This is a genomic window from Pseudonocardia aurantiaca (assembly GCF_039526725.1).
Lineage (GTDB): Bacteria > Actinomycetota > Actinomycetes > Mycobacteriales > Pseudonocardiaceae > Pseudonocardia > Pseudonocardia aurantiaca.
Map to the genome: position 1 here is coordinate 22706 of NZ_BAAAJG010000028.1, position 22854 is coordinate 45559.

General features: G+C 72.1%; 17 protein-coding genes and 1 pseudogene. 8 read left to right on the plus strand and 10 right to left on the minus strand.

Annotation, left to right across the window (positions count from 1 at the left end; all coding sequences use genetic code 11):
• Positions 1–24: 24 nt before the first annotated feature.
• A complete protein-coding gene (locus tag ABD143_RS35450; protein WP_343987289.1) occupies positions 25–804 on the minus strand; it encodes an IclR family transcriptional regulator in 780 nt (259 codons plus the stop codon).
• Between the two features lie 69 nt (positions 805–873).
• Here ABD143_RS35450 and ABD143_RS35455 point away from each other — a divergent pair, with 69 nt between their 5' ends.
• The 3 genes from ABD143_RS35455 to ABD143_RS35465 are packed head-to-tail and all read left to right on the plus strand — an operon-like array spanning position 874 to position 5499.
• The gene (locus ABD143_RS35455) at positions 874–2340 is read left to right on the plus strand and encodes an aldehyde dehydrogenase family protein (RefSeq protein WP_343987291.1); all 1467 of its coding nucleotides are present in this window, start codon (positions 874–876) and stop codon (positions 2338–2340) included.
• Between the two features lie 22 nt (positions 2341–2362).
• Positions 2363–3934: an APC family permease gene (locus ABD143_RS35460; RefSeq protein WP_343987294.1), complete on the plus strand. Its 1572-nt coding sequence runs from the start codon at positions 2363–2365 to the stop codon at positions 3932–3934.
• Positions 3931–5499 (plus strand): GMC family oxidoreductase, encoded by a 1569-nt coding sequence (locus ABD143_RS35465; protein WP_343987297.1) that lies wholly within the window; start codon positions 3931–3933, stop codon positions 5497–5499. The genes ABD143_RS35460 and ABD143_RS35465 overlap by 4 nt, the downstream gene beginning before the upstream one ends.
• A 6-nt stretch (positions 5500–5505) precedes the next feature.
• Here ABD143_RS35465 and ABD143_RS35470 read toward each other — a convergent pair whose 3' ends face one another.
• Entirely contained in the window at positions 5506–8778 is a 3273-nt protein-coding gene (locus ABD143_RS35470; protein WP_343987300.1) for an AfsR/SARP family transcriptional regulator, read from the minus strand.
• 94 nt (positions 8779–8872) lie between these two features.
• On the opposite strand from ABD143_RS35470, the gene ABD143_RS35475 reads away from it, so the two are divergent.
• Positions 8873–9763: an NAD(P)-dependent oxidoreductase gene (locus tag ABD143_RS35475; RefSeq protein WP_343987303.1), complete on the plus strand. Its 891-nt coding sequence runs from the start codon at positions 8873–8875 to the stop codon at positions 9761–9763.
• Positions 9764–9801: 38 nt separating this feature from the next.
• Positions 9802–10631 (plus strand): annotated as a pseudogene (locus ABD143_RS35490) (NAD(P)-dependent oxidoreductase).
• 103 nt (positions 10632–10734) lie between these two features.
• Here ABD143_RS35490 and ABD143_RS35495 read toward each other — a convergent pair.
• The 4 genes from ABD143_RS35495 to ABD143_RS35510 all read right to left on the minus strand — a co-directional run bounded on the left by ABD143_RS35495 (position 10735) and on the right by ABD143_RS35510 (position 15837).
• The gene (locus ABD143_RS35495; RefSeq protein WP_343987312.1) at positions 10735–11787 is read right to left on the minus strand and encodes a right-handed parallel beta-helix repeat-containing protein; all 1053 of its coding nucleotides are present in this window, start codon (positions 11785–11787) and stop codon (positions 10735–10737) included.
• Between the two features lie 5 nt (positions 11788–11792).
• On the minus strand, positions 11793–13589 hold the full coding sequence (locus ABD143_RS35500) for a right-handed parallel beta-helix repeat-containing protein (protein WP_343987315.1): 1797 nt from the start codon (positions 13587–13589) through the stop codon (positions 11793–11795).
• Positions 13589–14845 carry a glycosyltransferase gene (locus ABD143_RS35505; RefSeq protein ID WP_343987318.1) on the minus strand — a complete coding sequence of 419 codons (1257 nt, stop codon included), beginning with the start codon at positions 14843–14845 and terminating at the stop codon, positions 13589–13591. The genes ABD143_RS35500 and ABD143_RS35505 overlap by 1 nt, the downstream gene beginning before the upstream one ends.
• 485 nt (positions 14846–15330) lie before the next feature.
• Positions 15331–15837, minus strand: a complete 507-nt coding sequence (locus ABD143_RS35510) for a MarR family winged helix-turn-helix transcriptional regulator (protein ID WP_343987321.1) — start codon at positions 15835–15837, stop codon at positions 15331–15333.
• Positions 15838–15946: 109 nt separating this feature from the next.
• On the opposite strand from ABD143_RS35510, the gene ABD143_RS35515 reads away from it, so the two are divergent.
• Both ABD143_RS35515 and ABD143_RS35520 read left to right on the plus strand, forming a co-directional pair.
• Positions 15947–16627 carry an FMN-dependent NADH-azoreductase gene (locus ABD143_RS35515; protein WP_343987325.1) on the plus strand — a complete coding sequence of 227 codons (681 nt, stop codon included), beginning with the start codon at positions 15947–15949 and terminating at the stop codon, positions 16625–16627.
• Between the two features lie 65 nt (positions 16628–16692).
• Positions 16693–17697 carry a TIGR03557 family F420-dependent LLM class oxidoreductase gene (locus ABD143_RS35520; protein ID WP_343987328.1) on the plus strand — a complete coding sequence of 335 codons (1005 nt, stop codon included), beginning with the start codon at positions 16693–16695 and terminating at the stop codon, positions 17695–17697.
• Here ABD143_RS35520 and ABD143_RS35525 read toward each other — a convergent pair.
• Positions 17684–18451 (minus strand): helical backbone metal receptor, encoded by a 768-nt coding sequence (locus tag ABD143_RS35525; RefSeq protein ID WP_343987331.1) that lies wholly within the window; start codon positions 18449–18451, stop codon positions 17684–17686. The two genes, ABD143_RS35520 and ABD143_RS35525, sit on opposite strands and share 14 nt — an antisense overlap.
• A gap of 101 nt (positions 18452–18552) precedes the next feature.
• Here ABD143_RS35525 and ABD143_RS35530 point away from each other — a divergent pair, with 101 nt between their 5' ends.
• Positions 18553–19290, plus strand: a complete 738-nt coding sequence (locus ABD143_RS35530; protein ID WP_343987334.1) for a GNAT family N-acetyltransferase — start codon at positions 18553–18555, stop codon at positions 19288–19290.
• A gap of 33 nt (positions 19291–19323) precedes the next feature.
• Here the strand turns inward: ABD143_RS35530 and ABD143_RS35535 are convergent, their stop codons facing one another.
• Genes ABD143_RS35535 through ABD143_RS35545 form a run of 3 tightly spaced genes read right to left on the minus strand, consistent with a single transcriptional unit; the run spans position 19324 to position 22818 of the window.
• Complete coding sequence (locus tag ABD143_RS35535; protein WP_343987337.1) at positions 19324–20229, minus strand: LysR family transcriptional regulator; 906 nt, start codon at positions 20227–20229, stop codon at positions 19324–19326.
• Between the two features lie 58 nt (positions 20230–20287).
• On the minus strand, positions 20288–21898 hold the full coding sequence (locus tag ABD143_RS35540) for an ABC transporter permease (protein ID WP_343987339.1): 1611 nt from the start codon (positions 21896–21898) through the stop codon (positions 20288–20290).
• Positions 21895–22818 carry an ABC transporter ATP-binding protein gene (locus tag ABD143_RS35545; RefSeq protein ID WP_343987342.1) on the minus strand — a complete coding sequence of 308 codons (924 nt, stop codon included), beginning with the start codon at positions 22816–22818 and terminating at the stop codon, positions 21895–21897. The genes ABD143_RS35540 and ABD143_RS35545 overlap by 4 nt, the downstream gene beginning before the upstream one ends.
• Positions 22819–22854: the final 36 nt, after the last annotated feature.

A 22854-nucleotide genomic window follows, 5' to 3' on the forward strand; every position in this document is an offset into this window, starting at 1 on the left:
CGGGGGTGGGGCCTGGTGTTCGGGTTACGGGTGGAACCAGCCCATTCGTCTGCTCACCTCGGATGCGGCCGCGCGGACCGGGGTGGCGAGGGCGTCCAGGTGGTCGGGGTCGAGGCGGTAGGCCGGGCCGCTCACGCTCAGCGCGGCGATCACCTCGCCGGTGCGGTCGTGGATCGGGGCCGCCACGGCGTTGAGTCCGATCTCGTACTCCTCCACCGCCACCGCGAGGCCGGTCTCGCGCACCTTCCCCAGCTCTGCTTCGAGGGCGTCGAGGGTGGTGATGGTATGTGGGGTCAGCTTCTCCATTCCCGATTCCGCCAGCAGCGCTGTGCGGCGTGCGGGGTCGAGGTGGGCGATCAGCACCTTCCCGCTCGACGTGCAGTGCAGCGGGGTGAGCCTGCCGATCCAGTTGTGCGTCGCGACGGTGGACGGGCCGCGGGCCTGGTCGACGTTCACCGCCCAGTGCTCCTGCAGGACCGCCAGGTTGATCGTCTCGCCCAGTTCGGCGGCCAGCCGCTCGCACACCGCGCGGCCCTGCCGGGTGACGTCCAGCCGGTCGGACACGGCCCCGGCCAGCGGGATGAGCGCGAACCCGAGCCGGTACTTGCCGCGGTCGGAGGTCTGCTCCACGAGCCCGCGGTCCTCGAGCGCGCCCAGCAGCCGGAACGCCGTCGACTTGTGGACGTCGATCTCGGCGGCCACCTCGCTGACCCCCGCCTCACCGCGCCTGGCCAGGATCTCCAGGACGCTGATGGCCCGATCTACGGACTGGACTCCACCGTCCCGCCCGCCTGTGTTGCTCATGGCGAAACTATATGCACCAATCGGCGATCAGTGCTTTGACGTGTGGCCGGGCGGGTGGACGATCCATTGATGCCGAGCCTGCTGATAGGCGGAACGTGGACGACGGGGTCCGGTGGCACTGCCGATGTGATCAACCCTTTCGACGCGAGTGTGATCGAGGCGGTCGATCAGGCGGGGCCGGAGGACGTCGAGCGGGCGGTCGCCGCGGCGCGGAGCGCGTTCGACAGCGGCCCGTGGCGCCAGACGTCCGCCTCCGAGCGGGGCGAGCTCCTGCGACGGGTGGCCGACCTGCTGGTCCGTGACAAAGAGGAGATCGCCCGCACCGAGACCCTCGACACCGGCAAGACCCTCGTCGAGAGCCGCATCGACGTCGACGACGTGGTCGCGGTGTTCCGCTACTACGCCGATCTCGCAGGCAAGGACGCCGGCCGCATCGTCGACGTCGGCCAGGCCCACGTGCTGAGCCGTGTCGTCCACGAGCCGGTCGGGGTGTGCTCGCTCATCACGCCGTGGAACTACCCGCTACTGCAGCTGTCGTGGAAGGTGGCCCCGGCGCTGGCGGCGGGGAACACCGTGCTGATCAAGCCCAGTGAGGTCACCCCGCTCTCCACGATCAAGCTCGTGAGACTTCTGGACGAGGTGGGTGTCCCCGCCGGGGTGGTCAACCTGCTGCTCGGCGACGGCCCCACCGTCGGGGCCCCGCTCACGGAGCACCCCGACGTGGACATGGTGTCCTTCACCGGCGGCCTGGACACGGGCCGGCGAATCATCCGATCCAGTGCGGAGACGGTGAAGAAGCTGGCCGTCGAGCTGGGCGGGAAGAACGCGAACGTCGTCTTCGCCGACACCGACTTCGAGACGGTGGTCGACTACGCGCTGCTGGCGGTGTTCCTGCACTCCGGCCAGGTCTGCTCGGCGGGTGCCCGGCTGCTCGTGGAGGACGAGCTGCACGACGCGCTGGTCGAGGAGGTCGGCAAGCGGGCCGAGCGGATCCGGCTGGGCAACGGTCTCGACCCGGAGGCCGAGGTCGGGCCGCTGGTATCCGAGCAGCACCGGGCGAAGATCGAGGCGTATGTGGCCTCTGCGCTCGACGAGGGTGCCCGGCTGGTGGCCGGCGGTCGACGGCCGGACGAGCCGGAACTGCAACGCGGGTACTTCTACCGGCCTACCGTCCTCGACGACTGCCGCGCCGACATGCGGGTCGTCCGCGAGGAGACCTTCGGTCCGATCATGACGATCGAGCGCTTCTCCACGGAGGACGAAGCGATCGCCCTCGGCAACGACACCGAGTACGGCCTGGCCGGGGCGGTGTGGACCAGCGACATCGGCCGGGCGCATCGCGTGGCGAACGCGCTGCGCCACGGCACGATCTGGATCAACGACTTCCACCCCTATGTCCCGGGGGCGGAGTGGGGTGGCATGAAACGGTCCGGCAACGGACGCGAGCTCGGGCCGACGGGGCTGGCCGAATACCAGGAGCTCAAGCACATCTGGCAGAACACCGCGCCGCAGCCGATGCGGTGGTTCCGCGGCTGATCTCTCCACCCGGAGGTGGGCGATGAGTACTACTCAAGATCGCGCCAGCGACGACGGGATGGCCGACTACGGCTACTCGCAGTCACTCGACCGCAGTATCGGGAAGTTCGCCAGCTTCGCAGCCGGCGTCAGCTACATCTCGATCCTGACCGGGACATACCAGCTCTTCTACTTCGGGTTCGGCACCGGTGGCCCGGCCTACTGGTGGTCGTGGCCGCTGGTGTTCGCCGGCCAGTTCATGGTTGCGCTGTCGTTCGCCGAGCTGGCCGGGCGCTACCCGGTGGCCGGTTCGGTCTACAACTGGTCGAAGCGGCTCGCGGGCCCCACCACGTCGTGGATGGCGGGCTGGATGATGCTCACGGCCTCGATCGTCACGATCACCGCCGTTGTGCTCGCCTACCAGTTGGTGCTGCCGCAGATCTGGTCCGGGTTCCAGATCGTCGGCGACGCGGCCGACGCCGAGGACGCCGCGATCAACGCCGCCATCCTCGGCGGCTTGCTCATCGTGTTCACCACGGTCGTCAACGCGATCGGCGTGAAGCTGATGGCGCGCATCAACAGCACCGGTGTGTTCATCGAGCTGATCGCTGCGGTGCTGATCGTCGTGCTGCTGGCGATCAACATCGTGAACCCACCGTCTGTGCTGTTCGACACCCAGGGCCTCGGCGCGGGCACGAACCTCGGCTATTTCGGGGTGTTCCTCGTCGCCTCGCTGGCCTCGGCGTACGTCATGTACGGGTTCGACACCGCCAGCTCTCTGGGCGAGGAGACGGTCGACCCGCGACGCACCGCGCCCACCGCGATCCTGCGGGCCGTGATCGCGTCGTTCGTCCTCGGCGGTCTGATCCTGCTCCTGATGATCCTCGCCGCGCCCGACCTGAATGATCCCGCGCTGGGGGAGAAGTCCGGTGGTGGGCAGCTCATCCTGTTGCAGGTGCTTGGCGGGCCGGTGGGCACGGTCTTCCTCGTCGCGATCGCGATCGCGATCACCGTCTGCACGCTGGCGGTGCACACGGCCGCGATCCGGCTGATGTTCGCCATGGCGCGCGACAACGCCCTTCCGGCGGGAGCGACGCTGGCGAAGATCGACCCCGTGCACAAGACACCGGTGATCCCGTCGATCCTCGTCGGAGTGCTCGCGCTCGCCATCCTGATGTCGAACATTGGGACCCCCGAGGTCTTCACCGCGGTCACCAGCGTCGCGATCATCATGATCTACATCGCGTACCTCCTGGTCACGGTGCCGATGCTGGTGCGGAGGCTGCGTGGTGAGTGGCCGGACGAGGAGGCAAGGTCGCGCCGCTACTTCTCGCTCGGAGTCTTCGGGCTGCCGGTCAACATCCTCGCGGTTCTGTGGGGTATCGCCATGTCGATCAACCTCGCGTGGCCGCGCGAGGAGGTCTACGGCGGCGGCTGGCTGCGGTGGATCGCGTTCATCTTCATCGGCATCGTGGCCCTGGCGGGCCTCGCCTGGTACCTGCTGCGCGGCCGGCACCAGTTCGGCACGCTGCCCGAGCACCTCGCCGCTCAGATGGACGTCGACCCGACCGTGCCCCGGGAGGTCGGTCCCGAGCCCGAGGGGAGCCAGGCTTGAACCTGAACGACACAGGAACCTTCGACTACGTCGTCGTCGGCGGCGGGTCGGCCGGGTGCGCGCTGGCCGCGCGGCTGTCCGAGGATCCGTCGGTGACGGTGTGCCTGCTCGAGGCCGGCCCGTCCGACGTCGACGACCCGAACATCCTGCAGCTCGGGGAGTGGATGCACCTGCTCGACTCCGGTTACGACTGGGACTACCTCGTCGAGCCGCAGGAAAAGGGCAACAGCTTCCTGCGCCACGCCCGGGCCAAGGTGCTCGGCGGCTGCTCCTCGCACAACTCGTGCATCGCGTTCTGGACCCCGCGCGAGGACCTCGACGAGTGGGCGTCGATGGGCTGCACGGGATGGAGTGCTGACGAGTGCTGGCCGCTGATCAGCCGGCTGGAGAACAACGACGGGCCGTGGGATGGCCACGGCCGGTCCGGCCCGGTGAAGATCCGCCAAATCGCGCCCGACGATCCGTGCGGCGTCGCGCTGCTCGAGGCGGCCAGCGCGGTCGGGCTGCCCACCGTGCGGTTCAACGAGGGCGCCACGGTCGTCGAGGGCGCCGGCTTCTTCCAGATCAACGCGGACGAGGACAACATCCGCTCGTCGTCCTCGCACGCGTACCTGCACCCCGTGATGGGACAGCGGCCGAACCTGGACGTGCGGGTCAACGCATGGGCCCGGCAGATCCTCTTCGACGCCGACCGGCGCGCCACCGGCGTCCACTACCTCGACTCCGCCACCTTCCACTACGAGTCCGTGGCCGCCCGCCGCGAGATCATCGTGTGCTCCGGCGCGGTCGACACGCCCAAGCTGCTCATGTTCTCGGGCATCGGCCCGGCCGAGCACCTGCGGGAGTTCGACATCGACGTGCTGGTCGACGCGCCGGGCGTCGGCTCCAACCTGGACGACCACGTCGAGGGCCTCGTGATGTGGGAAGCGGCGCGGCCGATGGTCACGCGCTCCACGCAGTGGTGGGAGATCGGGCTGTTCACCCGCACCGAGGACGGCCTCGACCGGCCGGACCTGATGATGCACTACGGGTCGGTGCCGTTCGATCTCAACACCGTGCGCTGGGGCTACCCGACCACCGACAACGGGTTCTGCCTCACGCCCAACGTCACACGGGGCCGGTCCCGGGGCACGGTGCGGTTGCGCACGCGCGACTTCCGCGACCGCCCGCGCGTCGACCCCCGCTACTTCACCGACCCCGAGGGCCACGACATGTCCGTGATGCTCACCGGGGTCAAGCTCGCCCGGCGGATCGCCGAGCAGCCCGCGCTGAAGGAGTGGGTGGCCCGGGAGCTGGCCCCGGGGCCGGACGCCGTGACCGACGACGAGCTGGCCGACTACATCACCAAGACCCACAACACCGTGTACCACCCGGCGTCGACGGCGAAGATGGGCCCGGACAGCGACCCGGGTGCGGTGGTGGACCCGCAGCTGCGGGTGCGCGGGGTGCGCGGCCTGCGGGTGGCGGACGCGTCGATCCTGCCGTTCCTGCCGGCGATCAATCCCAACATCACCTGCATGATGATCGGTGAGAAGGCCGCCGGCCTGCTGCGCGCGGAGCGCTGACCTGCGTCAGGGCGCGGCCCCGACAGATCCGGTGGGCTGCTCGATCGCGGTCACGAGCTCGTCGGGTGCTGCGGCCGTGCCGCGGGCGAACTCCGCCGCGAAGCCGGCCTCACCGAGCGCCCGGCAGGCCGCGGCGGTGATGCGGTCGACATCGCCCCGCTCGGCCGGCGGCAGCGGCCGCCCCACCCCTTCGCGGGCGGCCGCCGCCGCGCCGAGCAGGCGTGCCGCGTGCTCGGGCGCACCGCCGAGCGCGACGGCCCCGGCCAGGCCCTCCAGAGCGAGCGCCACCGCGCGCGGGTCGCCGAACCGCCGGGCTATCGCGTAGCCGTCGAGCTGGCGGCGGGTGGCCAGGGCCGCGTCGCCGCGCAGCTCGGCGACGAAGCCCAGCTCGGCGAGAATCAGCGAGTTGGCCGGTTCGAAGTCGACCCCGCGACCCCACTCGAGCGCCACCTCGAGGTGCTCCTCGGCCGCGTCGAGGCGCCCGGCCCGGCGGGCGCCCAGCGCGAGGCCGGTGACGGCGTAGATCCGGCCGGGTGCGAACCCGCGCTCGACGGCCATACGCCGGGCGCGCTCGTGCAGCTCGTCGGCCTCGTCGAGGCGCCCGCTGAGCAGGGCGACGCGGCCGAGCCAGGAGAGCTGATACGACACCTCGCCCCACAGCCCCAGCTCCTCGGCCATCTGCAGCCCGCGACGGTGGTGGCGTTCGGCCCGGGGGTAGTCGCCGGCGATCTCGGCGAGCGCGCCGAGCGCAAAGGTGGTTTGCGTCTGACCCCACCGGTCGCCGACCTCGGCGAACAGCTCGGCGGACCGGGTGGCGTGCCGCTCGGCTGCGTCGAGGTGGCCCGTGGCCATTGCCTGGCTTGCCCGGTCGACGAGCCCGGCCGCGGTGCCCCAGCGGTCGCCGATGGCTTCGAAGGTGGCGAGCGCCGCCCGGGTGAGCCGCTCGGCGGCGGCCATGTCGCCCACCGTGGCGAGCGTGTACCCGACGAACCAGCGCATCCGGGCCGTGGCGGTGGGTTCGCCCTCGATCACGGGTGGGTCCAGATCGGTCCGCTCCGGGCCGTCGCCCTCCAGCACGCGGAGGCCGGCGAGCCATGCCGCGGCGTGCGCGCGGGCGACCGGGGGAGCGGTGCCCGGAACCGCGAGTGCGCGCCGCAGCGACCGGGTGGCCTCGCCGAACCGCCCGCGCAGGAACCAGTACCAGGTGAGCGCGCCGGCCAGCCGCAGCGCGGGTTCGGCGCCGTCGGCGTGCTGGACGACGTGCTCGAACGCGGCGCGCAGGTTGGCCGACTCCGCGTCGAGCCGTTCGAGCCACTGCCGCTGCTCCGGGCCGCGCAGCTCCGGCTCCGCGCGTTCCGCGAGGGCGAGGTAGTGGTGGATGTGGCGCTGCCGGACCTGTTCGACCTCGCCGACGTCGGCCAAACGCTCCAGGCAGTACGCCGCGACCGTCTCCAGCAGCCGGAACCGCGGCTCCGCCGTCGTGAGGCCCTGGCTCACCACCAGCGACCGGTCGACGAGCCGGACGAGCAGGTCGAGAACCTCGTCGGCCTGCACTCCCTCGCCCGCACACACGCTCTCCGCGGCGGCCAGGCTGCAGCCCTCGGCGTGGACGGCCAGCCTGCGCAGCACCGTGCGCTCGGCCGGGGTGAGCAGCTCCCAGCTCCAGTCGATCGTCGCGCGCAGCGTGCGCTGCCGGGCCGGGGCGCCGCGCGGGCCGCCCGCGATCACCCGGAACCGGTCGTCCAGTCGCGCCAGCAGCTCGTGCACTCCGAGTGCCCGTACCCGACCGGCGGCCAGCTCCAGCGCGAGCGGGATGCCGTCGAGCCGCCGGCAGATCGCGGCGACGGCGGGCGCGGTGTGCTCGTCGAGGACGAACCCGGGTGCCGCCGCGGCGGCCCTCGCCGCGAACAGCCGCACTGCGCTCGCCTCGCGCACAGCGGGAAGCGCGTCGGCCGGGGCGGGCAGCGCGAGCGGCTGCACGTGCCAGAGTACCTCGCCGGGTACGCCGAGAGGCTCCCGGCTGGTGGCGAGGATCCGCAGCCGCGGCGCGGCCCGCAGCAGCCGTTGGACGAGGTCGGCGACCGGATCGGCGACCTGCTCGCAGTTGTCGAGGACGAGCAGCACCTCCTCGGCCCGCAACGCATCTCCCACCCGCTCCACGAGGTCGGCCTGTGCGCCAGACGGCACCGGACCAGCAGGCGAGTCGCGCACGCCGAGGGCGGCGGCCACCACCTCCACGAGCCACACCGCGGCCGGGCACTCCGACTCCGGGCACTCCGACTCCGGGCACACGTGCTGCTCGATCCCGGCCAGCTCCACGAGCCACGCCCCACCGGAGACGCCGTCCGCCGCGTCGGCCAGCCGGCGCGCCGTCTCGATCGCGAGGCGGGTCTTGCCGACGCCGCCCGGCCCGGTGAGCGTGACGAGCCGCGCGGCACCGAGCCGGGCCCGGACCTCTCGCACGTCGTCGTGGCGGCCTACCAACTCGGTGAGCTGAGGGGCGATGTTGGTGCGCACGGCCTGCGGGCCGTCGAGCGTGGGGTCCTGGGCCAGGATCGCGCGCTGGAGCGCCGTGAGCTCGGGGCCGGGTTCGAGCCCGACCTCATCGACCAGCAGCGCCCGCAGCTGCGCGAAGCTGTCGAGCGCCGCGCTCTGCCGGCCGGCGCGGTAGAGCGCGCGCATCTGCAGGCCGCGCAACCGCTCGCGCAGGGGGTGGCGCGCGACGAGATCGGCCAGCTCACCGGTGAGCGCGGCGTGCTCGCCGAGCGCGAGCCGGGCCTCCGCGTGCTCCTCCACGGCCGTGAGCCGCTCCTCCTCCAACCGCCGAACGGCCCCCGCGGCGAACGGCTCGTCGGCGAAGTCGGCGAGGGCGGGGCCGCGCCACAGCGCCAGCGCGTCGGCGAGCAGCGCGGCACGTTCCCGCGGCCCGGGTGCGTCGCGAGCCTGCGCCGTGAGCGCGCGGAACCGCTGGACGTCGATGGCGCCGGGCTCGGCGCGCAGTGCATAGCCGGGCGGCCTGTGGGCCACCTGGTGGCGGGCGCCGGGCTCGCCGGCCTCCAGCGCCCGGCGCAGCTGCGAGACCTTCGTCTGGAGCGTGTTGCCCGGGTTGCCGGGTAGCCGCTCGCCCCACAGGTCGTCGAGCAGCCGCTCGGCGGACACGGCCCGTCCCTCGTGCAGGAGCAGATCGGCGAGCAGCGCGCGGACCTTCACCTCGGGGACGCGCACCGGCTTCCCCTCCGAGGTCCACACGGCCAGCGGGCCGAGCACTCCGAAGCGCACCCGACCACCGTAATCAAGGGCACCGACAGGATCGTGTTCCCGACCGTGCGCGGACCGTCAGCAGATCGTGCGCGCCCGTGGGCAGGCTGGCGCCATGACCGACAAAACAGTGAGTGCGAAGGAACCGGTCACGATGATCGGTCTGGGCCCGATGGGGCAGGCGATGGTGCGGCGGTTCCTGGCCGCCGGCCACCCCACCACGGTGTGGAACCGGACGCCGAGCCGGGCCGACGGCGTGATCTCCGAGGGCGCGGTGCGCGCGACGACGCCTGCCGAGGCGGTGGCGGCAGGGGGTCCTGTGCTGCTGAGCCTCACCGACTACGCCGCGATGTACGACATCCTCGGGGACGTCGGGGACGCGCTCGCCGGTCGCGACATCGTCAACCTCAGCTCGGAGAGCCCCGAGAAGACCCGCGACGCGGCGGACTGGCTCGCCGAGCGCGGCGCGCGGCTGCTGGTCGGCGGGGTGATGGCGAACGCGCCGATGGTGGGTGCCGACGGCGCGTACGCGCTGTTCAGCGGGCCCCGCGAGCTGTTCGACGCGCACGAGCCGTTGCTGGCCCTGATCGGCAGGCCGGACTACCTCGGCAAGGACGTGCAACTCGCCCAGCTGTACTACCAGGCGCAGCTGGACTACTTCCTCACCGCGCTCGCGGCGCTGCTGCATTCGATCGTGCTCGTCGGGACGGCAGGCGTGTCGGCCAAGGACTTCCTGCCATACGCCGCCGACACCGTCGGCTCGATCGCGTTCTACCTCGAGGAGACGGCCCGCGAGGTCGACGAGCGCCACTACCCGGGCGACGATGCGAACACCGCGATGATGGGCGCAACGGCCGATCACATCGTCGCCGCGAGCCGGGCAGCTGGTATCGACACCGCCCTTCCCGAGGCCGTGAAGGCGCTCTACGACCGCGCGATCGCGGCCGGGCGCGGCAAGGAGAGCTGGACCGTGCTGAGCGAGGTCATGAGGAGGCGGCTGCCGTGAGCACGAACACGCCGGTCACGGTGATCGGGTTGGGCCCGATGGGACAGGCGATGGTGCGCCGGTTCCTGGCGGCCGGGCACCGGGTCACGGTGTGGAACCGCACGCCGAAGCCGAGCCGACGGCCTGATATCCGAGGGCGCGGTGCGCGCGGCGACGCCGGTCGAAGCAGTGTCGGCCGGTGATCCTGTCCTGCTGAGCCTCACCGACTACGCCGCGATGTACGACGTCCTCGGCGACGTCGGGGACGCGCTCGCCGGGCGGGTGGTCGTCAACCTCAGCTCGGACACACCGGAGAAGACGCGCGAGGCCGTGGAGTGGCTGGCCGCGCGTGGGGCCCGGATGCTCCCCGGCGGGATCATGGTGCCAGCGGTGCTCCGGCTCCGAGTCCGCGTACGTCTTCTACAGCGGCCCGCGCGAGGTCTTCGACGCCCACCAGCCGCTGCTGCGTCTGATCGGGCGACCGGACTACCTGGGCGCCGGCCCTCGCCCGGCCCAGCTGCTCTACCAGGCGCAGCTGTCCTACTTCCTCACCGCGCTCGCCGGGTTCACGCAGGCCGCGGCCCTGGTGGGCACGGCCGGGGTGCCGGCTTCGGACTACCTGCCCTACGCGGTCGACATCGCGGACTCGGTCTCGATGTACCTCGGGCAGGCCGCGAAGCAGATGGACGCGAACGACCACCCGGGCACGGGGGACACCACGATGATGCGGGCGTCCGCCGCGCACGTCGCGCGCACCAGCCTGGACTCCGGCCTCGACACCGCGGTCCCGGACGCCGTGGGGTCGCTCTACGACCACGCGGTCGCGGCCGGGCGCGGCAACGACAGCTGGACCGTGCTCAGCGAGGTCGTCAGGAGGCGTCTGCCGTGAGGTTCGCAGGCCGCAAGGCCGTCATCACCGGCACGCACGGCCAGGGCATCCCGGTACCGCCCCCGGCCGGTTCGCGGGCCTCCGCCCGATCCGCATAGCGATCTCAGACGCAGTCCACGGTTGCGAGCCCGGCTCCGGCGGCCACCTCGCGGTTGGAGCACGCCACCAGGTTGTCGCGGTCCCTCTTGGTGACATTGAACCCGTAACCGGGGCCGTTGACCACCGCTGTGTTGCCCCGGAAGACGTTGCGCTCACCCCAACCGTCGAGGATGACGTGCACCTGGAAGCCATCCTCGGGGGCGTCGGTCCCCGAGTTGTCCGTGACGGTCCACTCGTTGCCCTTCACATCGACCCAGGAGTCGGCTGCGGTCATCCGCGCGCCCGCGAACGTGTTGCCCTGCAGAACGCCCCCGGTCGTGCCTTCCTTGATGTCGACCGAATCCGCGGTCGTGTCCCGGATGTCGTTGCCCTCGATGACGTTGCGGTCGCTGCGGTCGGGCTCGCAGTCGGTGTAGGCGCACCAGTTGCTCTCGGCGCTGCCGACGTAGATCCCCTCACCGAACCTGGGGTTGCGGTTGCCGGTGTTGCGGATGGTGTTGCCGCGCACGACGTTGTCGGTGCTGCCGGCCCGCAAGTGCAGGGCTTCGTCGCCGGTGCCCTCGATCAGCAGCCCCTCGATCACCACATGACGGGAGCGGTCGACCATGAGGCCCTTCTGGCCGCCCCTGATCGTGAACCCGGAGACCTGCCAGCCGTCCGCCTGGGACAGGTGGAGGGTGTAGCCGCTGTCGGGGGCGCCGCCGTCGAGCACGGCACCCTGTCCTCCGCAGAGCCGGGCGGGCGGGTCGAGCGGTCGCCCGATCTCGAAGTTGCCGGGGTACACGCCGTCGGCCATCCGGATCACCCCGCCCGGAGCAGCCGAGGCGAGGGCCTGGATCAGTTCGGCCGCCGACGACACCGGCACTACCTGCTGCCCGTCGCAACCGCCGGGCACGGGCCGTGGCGGTACGGCCGACGGCTCGGTGGCTGGCTGGGTGGGCGGCGGGGTGGGCGGCGGCCCGCCGACCGAGCAGGCGGCCACGAGAAGCGCGAGGGCCAGCGTGGCCACCAGGGTAACGAGCCGGATCGTCCTGCCGTTCTCGCTCATGCTGCTCATATCGATCACCTCGCTCGCCCGCTTCGAGGCCATCCGGTTGCCAGGAGGGTCAGGCGCGTACCCGAGGCGTTGTCCGCCGCGCCGTTCGATCGCGCGCTCTCCGACCCCGCAACGCTGATCTCGGCGACGGAGGGCACAACGCGGTACGGCAGCCGCACGCCACCCCGGCGACGCGACCGCGCGAAGATCGTGGCGACGGCCGGCACAGCCAGCAGGACCACCCACAGCGGCAGCAGCGGGTGATCGCGGATCGTGTCGCGCACGCGCTGCTGGAAGGTGCGGTAGTTCTCCCAGTTATCGGTTCCGTTGCCGGCCATGGCGACGGTGGCGCCTGCCTGCAGCCGGTACAGGTCGACCGCGCTCGGCCCCCTCCCGACCAGGAGGTTGCGCAGTACCGCCGAGCCGCCGGAGACCCCCTGCACCGACACGCCGTGCGCGGCCAGTCCCTCGGCGCGGTTGCCACTGACGATCGCGCGGGAGTTGCGCACCTGCACGCCGGTGGTGGCACCGCCGATGACGTTCCTGGTGACGACGACATCGGTCGCCCCGTCGCGGACGCCGATCGCCGTTCCCCTCGAGTGGGTCACCACGTTGCCCCGGATCACCACGCTCCGCGCCGGCCCGCGCACGACCACGCCCTCGGTGTTGCCGTCCACCTCGTTGCCGGTGACGGTCGAGTCGTCGGCGTCCCGCACGAGGATGCCGACGCGGCCGTTGCGCCGGGAGGTGGAATCCGTGATCCGGAAGCCGCTTCCGCCTTCCATCGACGCGCCGGACGGTCCGGGTTTGGTCGCCAGCGGGCGGCCGTCGACGGCGATGCCGTTCTGCGCGTTTCCTTCGGAGCTCAACCGGTTGACCGTGATGGACGACGTCCCGCGCGCGGTCGCCAGCCCGTCGGCGCCACTTGACCGCACGGACCCGTCGTGCACCTGCGCCCCGACCGTCCCGCGGTAGAAGAGCATGCCGTCGGCGACGGCGTCCGCGACGGCCACACGCTCGATGCGGAGGTCGCGGGTGTCGGAGCTGAAGAGCCCGTAGTGGCAGCCGCTGATCGTCGTGTCGACGACCGCGCCTGTGGCAGGGTCGTCGTCGCTGCCGGTGAAGGCGATCCCGCCGGTGCGACCGCTCCAGAATCCGAGCGCCGACACCGCGGCCGACTCGATGCGCATCTGCGCGCCGACCGCCCGCAGGTACGCGCGTCCGTCCTCGGTCAAAATGTCGGCGCCGCCGGCGGGGGCGTCCCAGCTCGTCACCGCGAGCGGTCGTCCCGGCTCGCCGGACAGCGTGACGGCGGCCTTCCAGGCGACCAGCGAGGTGAATCTCGCCGGCGTGCTGGTCATCCGCAGCACGGAGCCGGGGGCGTGCACCTCGAGCCGGGCACCGGGAGCGACGAGCACCGGCATCACCAGCTCGATGACGTCGGGAGCCGGTCGCCGCGCGGCGCCGAGGCGGACCAGGTCGTCGACGTCGTAGGGCCGCGGTCGGAGGGTGAGCACGGCGGCCGGTGTGCCCGACGAGCGGTCGACGTACGCCGCCGCCCGGTGTGGCACCGCCCGCAGCAGCGCGAGCAGCCGCTCGTCCTCGCGGGCGATGAGCTCGGTCTGGTTGCGCACGGCCAGCTGGGCCGCCGCGTCGAGCGCCGGGGGAGGCGGCGGGCGCGACGGCGTGGCCGACGGGTCCGCCCGGACGGACGCGCTATAGACCGCCAGAGCGACCGCCAGCGCGCTGACCAGCAGGCTGATCGCCACGCCGACCCACAGCCCAGGACCTTCTCGGGACCGGCGCTCCGCCGTCCGGCGCATCAGGCCTCCCCACCCCCGGCAGAGGCTCGGTCCAGGCTCGCCGCGTTCTGTCCCTCCCCGCCGACCAGGCCGGCCCGGCGGGTAAGCCAGCCTTGTTTGTTCATCGTGATGAACGCCCACGTCTTGACGGGAAGCGCGACGAACATGATCGTCACTGTGACGAGTGGCAGCAGCCACAGGTCCGACGGACGCCGGCGCAGGTGCGCCACGCTGCGGATCCCGCGGCCCATGAACAGCCAGAGCAGCGCGAGCCCGACAGCGGTTGTCGTGTGCGGATGGACGACGGCCACGGCCAGGTAGTAGGCGGTCGCGCCCATCGTCACCGGGGTGAGCAAGATCTGGAACACCGTGATCTGCGAGATCACCGGGACGTGCCAGATCCATCCTTTCCACAGCGCGGTCAGGTAGCAGCGGTACGAATTGCGGCTCCACCGCAGCCGCTGCCGGCAGAATGCGCGGAAGGACGCGGGGAACATCGACAACGCGACCGCGCTCGACTGGTAGACCGTGCGATGGCCGCTCGCGAGCATCAGCCACGTGAGCCGCCCGTCGTCACCGGCGATGCAGCGCCTGCCGAGGAAGAACTCGTGCTCCAGGTACTGCAGCACCGGCATCACCGCCGATCGGCGGTAGGCGGCGGTGCGCCCGGAGACGCAGACGACACCGCCGACCCGGCCCATCGCCGGGACGAAGTCCAGGTAGCGGTTGTCGATGATCCAGTCCGCGACCCTCCGCCACACGCTCGTGTTCGGCTGGTACACGTTCTGCCGGGTGCTGACCGCGGCCACACCCGGGTCGACGAAAGGCATTTGCACCGCGTCGAGGAGGCCGTCGGTCCAGCGCGTGTCGGAGTCGACCAGCACCAGGACCTCGCCCGACGCCGCGCGGATCCCGACGCCGAGCGCTGAGCGCTTGCCCTCGTGCGCGAACACGATCACGTGCAGTCGCCGGTCGCGCCGCGCCACGAGCCGCCGCCTCGCCTCGTAGTCCATGACGTCGAGGACGACGATGACCTCGGTCGGGTCCTGGGCGAGCCACGTTTCCAGACACGCCTCGAGGACGTCCGGGTCCTCCCGGAACGACGGGACGACCACGGAGGTCGTGGTGCGGAAGTCGTTCACCGTCGGGCGGTACAGGGTCGAGAGGAACTTGCGGACGCCCCAGACGCCCCACGAGAGGATGCCGATCACGCCGACCGGGAGCAGCAGCAGCCAGTTGTCGACGACGAAGATCCAAGCGTCGTGCAGAACCTGCATCGTGCTCACACCCCGGCTCGGCCGCGTGCCACGCCGGGGCCGGTCCCGATGAGGCCGATCCGGGGCGGGTGCTGATCGGGCGGCACCAGGAATCTCGGATTCGGGGAAGCCTCATCCTCCATGATCACTCCTTGCCTGGAGGGCGAGGACGTCTCGCTCTCGCCGAACCGGATGGACGCCGACAATCCCTACCATCAATTAGTCGATCGAGTGGGAACCTTCGCTCTCCGGCGCGTCCTGTTCTCCACGGAATGATCAATTGCGAGTCCGGGGTTACCCAGGGCCTGGAGACCGGCGATCGAGGGCAACTCGCGGTGTCATTTCGTTGATCAATTCGAGCTGCCCGCGAACGTGCTTGGGTGTCGGTTTCGGCGAAGATCAGCGAACCCGGGTGCGGGCGCTCTGGCCGGAGCTCGTCACGCAGTTCGTCGTCGACATCGGCCATGCTCCCCGCCTACCCGTCGCGGGGGATGCCGAGGCGTGGACTAGCGGCTGGGCCTGGCGACCGCGGCGTCCTGCTTCTGGATCTCCTCGGCCACCGCGCAGACGTCGGCGCTGTGCGCCCCTGTGCGGGTGGCGAGGCGGCGCAGCAGGGCGCGCAGCGTCTCCTGCTCCTCCGGCGCGAGCGGGCCGAGCACGTGTTCTTCGGCCGTGCGCAGCCGCCGCTCCACGTCGCACAGCCGGGCGCTGCCCGCCTCCGTGAGCACCACGCGGCGGGCGCGGCGGTCAGCCGGGTCCGGGCGGCGCTCGACGAGCCCGGCGGTCTCCAGGTCGTCGAGCAGGTAGGTCATCACCGTGCGGTCGACCCCGAGGCGCTGGGCCAGCGCGAGCTGGCTGCCGCGCTCGCCCCGGTTCGCGGCGGCGAGGACCTGGTAGCCGCGCGGCCCGCCGGGAATGCCGTCGACGGCGTCGTTCGCGGCGGCCATGTAGGTGCGCATCACCGTGCCCAGCGCCCAGCCGAGATCGGACTCGACGGCCGGAGGGGTGGTCACCGGGCACATCCTACCCGCGGGAATGCGGAATACCCATCATTCTGTTGACACGATCGTCTGCATGTCAGACGATCGGTCGCGCAACGTAATCGAGCTGTAGGAGTTCCTGATGACCCTGTTCCGCCTCGACGCGAGCATCCGCCGTGAGGGGTCGGTGAGCCGCGAGGTGGCCGACACCGTGCAGCGCTCCTGGATCGAGCGGCACCCGCACGACACGGTGATCCACCGCGACCTGACGGCGTCGCCGCTGGCCGCCGACGCCTGGTTGCTGGCCGCGTCGACGAGGGGCGTCCCCGAGGACGAGCAGACGCCGGAGCAGCGCGCAGCGGTGACACTCACCGCGCTGCTCGCCAACGAGGTGCTGAACGCCGATGCGCTCCTGATCGCGACGCCGCTCTACAACTTCGGCATCTCCCAGCACCTCAAGACGTGGATCGACCTGCTGGCGATCGACCCACGCTTCGTGCCGGGACCCGACCCGCTCGCCGGGAGGCCGGTGACGCTCGTGATCGCCCGGGGCGGCGGATACGGCGAGGGCACGCCCCGCGCCGGCTGGGACCACGCCACCCCGTACCTGGAGCAGACCTTCGGCGCCCAGTTCGGCGGCGACGTCACGGTCGTCGCCGCCGAGCTGACCCTCGCCGACGTGACCCCGCAGATGGCCGAGCTGCGCGGCCTGGCCGCCGAGCTGCGCACCAAGGCCCACGAGCTGGCCGCCGAGACTGGGCGTGTGCACGCCGAGCTGGTGGCTTCCAGGCGGGCGGACGCGGGCCTCACCGGCGCGGCCTGACACCGCTCGAGCCGGGGTGGCTCCCGAAGGGGTGGGTCACCCCGGACCTGGGTAACTGCAGGTGCATGACCGTCTTCGGCTACTCCCTCCTGTGCGAGCAGCGCGGACCGCGTGAGCTCGTCGCCGACGCCGTTGCCGCCGAGGACGCCGGCTTCGACTTCGCGGTGATCAGCGACCACTACTTCCCCTGGCTCGAAGCCCAGGGGCATTCGCCCAACGTCTGGCCGGTGCTCGGTGCCGTCGCGGCGGCCACCGAACGCATGCCGCTCATGACGTACGTGACCTGCCCGACCATGCGCTACCACCCGGCCGTCGTCGCGCAGAAGGCGGCGACGGTGGCGCTGCTCGCCGGCGACGAGCGGTTCTGCCTCGGCCTCGGGGCCGGGGAGAACCTCAACGAGCACGTGATCGGGCGCGGCTGGCCGCCGGTCAACGTCCGACACGAGATGCTGTCGGAGGCCATCGAGATCATCGGGGAGCTGTTCGCGGGCGGGTATGTCAACCGCAAGGGAGAGCACTACCGCGTCGACTCGGCGAAGCTCTGGGACGTCCCCGACGCCGGGGTGCCGATCGCCGTCGCGGTGTCGGGCGAGCAGTCGGTCAGGGCGTTCGCGCCGGTCGCCGACGCGATGGTGGCCGTCGAGCCCCTCCCCGAACTGGTACAGGGCTTCGACGCGGCGGCAGGTGTGACCCTGCCGAAGATCGGCCAGCAGCCCATCAGCTGGGGCGAGGACCGCGACGATGCCGTGGCCCGCGCCCACGAGCAGTTCCGCTGGTTCGCGGGCGGCTGGAAGGTCAACGCCGAGCTGCCGGGCCCGGCCGCGTTCGCCGCCGCGACCCAGTTCGTCACCCCCGATGACGTCGCCGAGGCGTTCTCGTGCGGCCCCGAGGTCGGCGCCCACGTCGAGGCGCTGCGGCCCTTCGTGGACGCCGGGTTCACCCACGTCGCGGTCGTGCAGGTCGGTGGGGAGACCCAGCCGGGGTTCCTCGCGTTCGCCGAGCGGGAGCTGCTGCCCGCGCTGCGGGAGGAGTACGGCAAGCCGGACGCAGGCCCGATCAAGGTGCGCTGAAAGCGCGAGGCGGGGCGAGCGCGGCAGGCAGTGTGCGGGCCGCTTCGGTGAGGCTCGGCCCGTACCAGGTGAGCAGCCGCCCGCTGACCAGCGCCGACGGTGCGGTGAACGCCTCGGGACCGTCGTCAGGGGTGAAGAGGTAGGGCTCGTCGGGCAGCACCACCAGGTCGTGGGGCGGGAGGTCCGCAGGGTCGATCCGCGGGTAGCGCTCGTCGGCGTCGGCGAGGACGTTGTCGACGCCGAGGCGGGCGAGCACCGCGCCGGTGAACGTGTCGCGCCCCACCGCCATCCACGGCCTGCGCCAGATCGGCACCACGGCCCGCCGCCGCACGGCCGGCTCGGGCAGCGCACGCCAGGCCGCCTCGGCCTCGTCCAGCCAGGAGGGGCGGGTGAGCCCACACGCCGCGAGCATCCGCGTCAGCGACGCGAAGGCGCCGTCCAATGTCTGCACGTCGGTGACGTGGACCGGCACCCCCGCGGCGCGCAGCGCGTCGAGGTCGGGGAGGCGGTTCTCCTCCTGGTTGGCGACGACGAGGTCGGGGGCGAGCGCGACGATCGCGTCGACGTCGGGGTTCTTGGTGCCGCGGACGCGGCGGACGTCGAGGTCGGCGGGGTGGGTGCACCAGTCGGTGGCCCCGACGAGGAGCCCCGGGGCGGTGGCGGCGACGGCCTCGGTGAGCGAGGGCACGATCGATACGACCCGCCGAACGGGCCCGGCGACAGACACAGGAAGCCCGAGATCGTCAACGACCACGCGCCGACCCTACGCGCGGCGGAGAACTACCTCAGGGGGTCGAGGGGGGTGTCGCCGGTCACCCGGGAAGGCGCGAGGCCGTCTCCGGGTTGCTCTCGATTGTGCTCGATCATCCGCTGGACAACCCCGCCTCGTCGGCGCTCGCCGGTCCGCACGCGGCACTCGCGGAGCGCAACGGGCGGGCGGGCCGCTACCGCCCGGACGTCTCCCCGTTCGCCGCGCTCCCGCTGGGCCCCGACGAGACGGACTGGGCCCACCTCGCCGCGCTGGTGGGGGAGGGCGCCGAGGTGCTGCTCACCGGACCGGCCCGGCGCATCCCGCCACCCGACTGGGAGCAGGTCATGGACCTCTCCGGTGTGCAGATGGACGGCTCCGGTCTCGACGTGCGCCCCGACCCCGACGCCGCGGTGCTCGGCGAGGCCGACGTGCCGGAGATGCTCGACCTGGTGGCCCGCACCCGTCCCGGCCCGTTCCGCTCCGGCACCCGGCTGATGGGCACCTACCTCGGCATCCGGCGCGGGGGCGTGCTCGTCGCGATGGCGGGGGAGCGGATGCACCCGCCCGGCTGGTCGGAGATCAGCGCAGTCTGCACCGACCCGGCGTACCGCGGGCAGAGCCTCGCGACCCGGCTCATCCGCGCGGTCGGGGCGGTGATCCGCGAACACGGCGACGTCCCGTTCCTGCACGCGGCCGAGCACAACACCGGGGCGATCCGGCTCTACGAGCACCTGGGCTTCGAGGTCCGCCGGAAGGCGACTTTCACGGTGCTCCGCACACCCTCAGCCACCACGCCCGCGCCCCCCGAACGCCTGGAAAGCCACGTTCCTGTCGTGGGATGACATGAACGTGGCTGTCCTGGCATTCCCGGGCAGTCAGCCCGGTAACAGGCCGTGGTCGCGGACGTAGTCCAGGAGCGCTCGTACCGGCGGCGTCAGGGGGCGGGTGCGCATCCACACCAGCCCGATCGTGCGGGTCGTGCGCGGCGCCGTCACGTGCAGCTCCACCACCCCGGCTGTCGGGTGCGACGACGGTGGCAGCAGCGACACCCCGAGCCCCGCGCCGACGAGCCCGCGCAGCGTCTCGACATCCCCTCCCTCGAACGCCAGCCGCGGTACGAACCCGGCCTGGCGGCACCATGCGTCCACGGTGCCGCGCAGCCCGACCCCGGGCATGATCGCGACGAACGGCTCGCGGGCGGCCTCGGCGAGCGCCACGTCGGTGCGCCGCGCGAGCGGATGGTCGGCGGGCACGACCAGCAGCAGCTCTTCCTCTGCGACCGGCTCTGCCGTGAGGCCGGCCTCGTCAGGGAGCGGCGAGGTGAGTGCGAGGTCGACGTCCCCAGCGCGCAGCCGTTCGAGCAGCAGCGCGTGGGCGCCCTGCAGGAGGTCGAACCGGACGCCGGGGTGGGTCATCCGGAAGTCCCGAAGCAGCCGGGGGACCACCGCAGCCCCGAGGGCGGACAGGAACGCCAGCCCGATGCGGCCGCGCAGCTCGTCGGCGTCGCCGCGGATCTCCCGGTCGGCCGCCGCCAGTTCGGCCAGGGCGCGCTCGGCGTAGCGCAGGAGCGTGCGGCCCTCACGCGTGAGCCGCACGGTCCGCCCCGCCCGGACGAACAGCGCGACCCCGAGGTCATCCTCCAGCCGCGCGATGCCTCGGCTGATCGTGGACTGTGGGACCTCGATCTCGTCGGCCGCGCGGGTCATGTGCTCCGAGCGGGCGACGGCGATGAACTGGTGCAGCCGCGGGGCCAGCGCGGCGAGGACCGCCGTCTCTTCCACAACGGGCACCCTGCACTCACAAGGGTGCGTTGGTGGCACGGGGATCGGTGTCTCGGTCTCAGCCGACCGGCATGTCCCGCCGCCGCAGGCCGCGCACGCCGACCAGGACGAGCGCCGCCGCGATCGCCGTCATCACCAGCAGCGGCAGCACCGTCAGCTCGCCGCCGGGAAGGTGCGGGAGGTGGGCGAACACCGACAGGTTGATCAGCCACTGGCCCATATGGAGCTCCTCACCGAGCCAGCCGAGCAGGAGGCTCGTCATGAGCAGGGCGAACGTCCAGGCAGCGAGACGGGGCAGCAGGCCGAACAGAGCGAGCGCGAGCGCGGCGAAGGCCCAGACCGCGGGGAGTTCGACGAGTGCTGCACCGAGTGCGTCGGACACCCCCCGGCCGACGTCTCCTGTGCTGAGCCCGTGCGCGAGACCGACCACCGTGCCGAAGACGACCGCCCAGAGGATCGGGCCGAGCAACGCGATGGCGAGGTGGCCGCTCGCCCAGCGCAGCCGCTCGACTGGAGCAGCCAGGACCGGTTCCGCCCGCCCACCGCTCTCCTCGGCCCGCAGCGTCAGCACGATCTGGATGGCGAAGCCGGCGGAGACTACGCCGAAGACCGTCATCATTGCCCAGAGGTACTGGTCGATCACGGTGCCGGGGCCGCCCAGCCGGGCGAGTACCTCCCGGGCTGCCGGCGTGCTGTTGTTCATCAGCTCGCCGATGCTCGTGGCGATGCCGCCGAGCCCGAAGCCGACGACGGCGAAACCCACGGTCCGGCTCACCAGCGACCCGCGGTGCAGCCGCCACGCCAGCGCCGCGGGTGTGCGGAGAGCGGGAGCGGCGCCGGCCGGGCCGAGCCGGGAGGGCAGGAGGCCGCTGCCGACGTCGCGACGCTCGGCGAGTGCGACCGCCATCGCGATCAGCCCGGTGGCGGCAACGCAGGGGACCACCAGAATCCACCAGCGTTCGCCGGCGAACGGGCGGAGCCGGCTGACCCAGCCGATCGGCGACAGCCAGGAGATCCAGCCGAGTGCGCCGCCGGACTGTGTGCTGACGTCGCCGATGCCTCGGAGCAGGAACGCGACGCCGAGGACGGTGATCCCGATGCCGCGCGCGCTTCCGGCGCCGGTGGTGAGCTGAGCGACCACGGCGCCGACTGCCGCGAAGACACAGCCGACTGCGGCGATCCCGGTCCCGTGCGCGAGCGAACCTGCGGCGGGCAAGCCCTGACCGGCCAGCATCAGAGCCGACAGCAGGCCGATGACCAGGTTGGCGCCGCAGGTCACGAGCACGGCGGCGGCCATGGCCGCGTGGCGCGAGACGGCGGTCGAGACGACCAGCTCGCGCCGGCCGGCCTCTTCCTCGGTTCGGGTGTGCCGGATGACCGCGAGGAGGCTGAACAACCCGATCATCACCGGGACGAATCCGGCGCGCCAGGTCACCAGCTCACCGAGGCTCGGGCCCTGCAGCGCGCCGTAGAAGACGGTGAACGCGGCGTTGTGAATGCTTGTCTCCGCGTACTCCTGGAGCGCCTGTGGAGTGGGGAACGCGGTGGTGAACGCGACGACGAACACCGCCGGGAAGATCGAGGGAACGAGAACCCAGAGCGGCAGGAGTACCCGGTCACGTCGCAGCGCGAGGCGGATCAGCTGGCCGGTGCCGGTCAGTGTGCTCATCGGGTAGCCGCGGCGTGCTCGGTGGCGGGCGCAGCCGCTCGGTCGTAGTGCCGCAGGAACAGCTCCTCCAGCGTGGGCGGCTGGCAGACGAGGCTGCGCACGCCGGCGTCGGTGAGGTGGCGCAGTGCGCCGTCCAGCGCCGCGCTCTCGACGTCGAACCGGACCCGGCCGTTCTCCGCGCGCAGGCCGTGCACGCCGGGAAGGTCCGCCAGCCCGTCCGGGCTGCCGGCGAGCTCCGCCTCGACGGAGGTGTGGGTCAGGTGCCGCAGGTCGGACAACGTGCCGGTCTCGACCACGCGGCCGTCACGGATGATGGTGACCCGGTCGCACAGCGCCTCCACCTCGGCGAGGATGTGGCTGGACAGCAGCACGGTCCGGTCGCCGCGGCGCTGCTCCTCACGCACGGTCTTGCGGAACTCCTCCTCCATCAGCGGGTCCAGCCCCGACGTCGGTTCGTCGAGCAGCAGCAGTTCGACGTCCGAGGCCAGCGCGGCGATCAGGGCCACCTTCTGGCGGTTGCCCTTCGAGTACGTCCGGCTCTTCCGGCGCGGGTCGAGGTCGAAGCGCTCGAGCAGATCGGCCCGGCGCTTCTTGTTCAGCCCACCGCGCAGCCGGCCGAGCAGGTCGATCACCTCACCGCCGGACAGGTTGGGCCACAGCGTCACGTCACCAGGCACGTAGGCCAGCCGGCGGTGCAGTTCGACGGCGTCGGCCCAAGGGTCACCGGCAAGCAACCGGGCGGTACCGGCGTCCGCGCGCATCAGGCCGAGCAGGATGCGGAGCGTGGTGCTCTTCCCGGCGCCGTTCGGGCCCAGGAAGCCGTGCACCTCTCCGGTGTGGACGACGAGGTCGAGGCCGTCCAATGCCCTGGTGCGGCCGAAGGTCTTGACCAGACCCGACACCGAGATGGCGTCAGTCATCGTGGTGCTCCTTGTGTTTGCGGAGCGCGGCTCCGC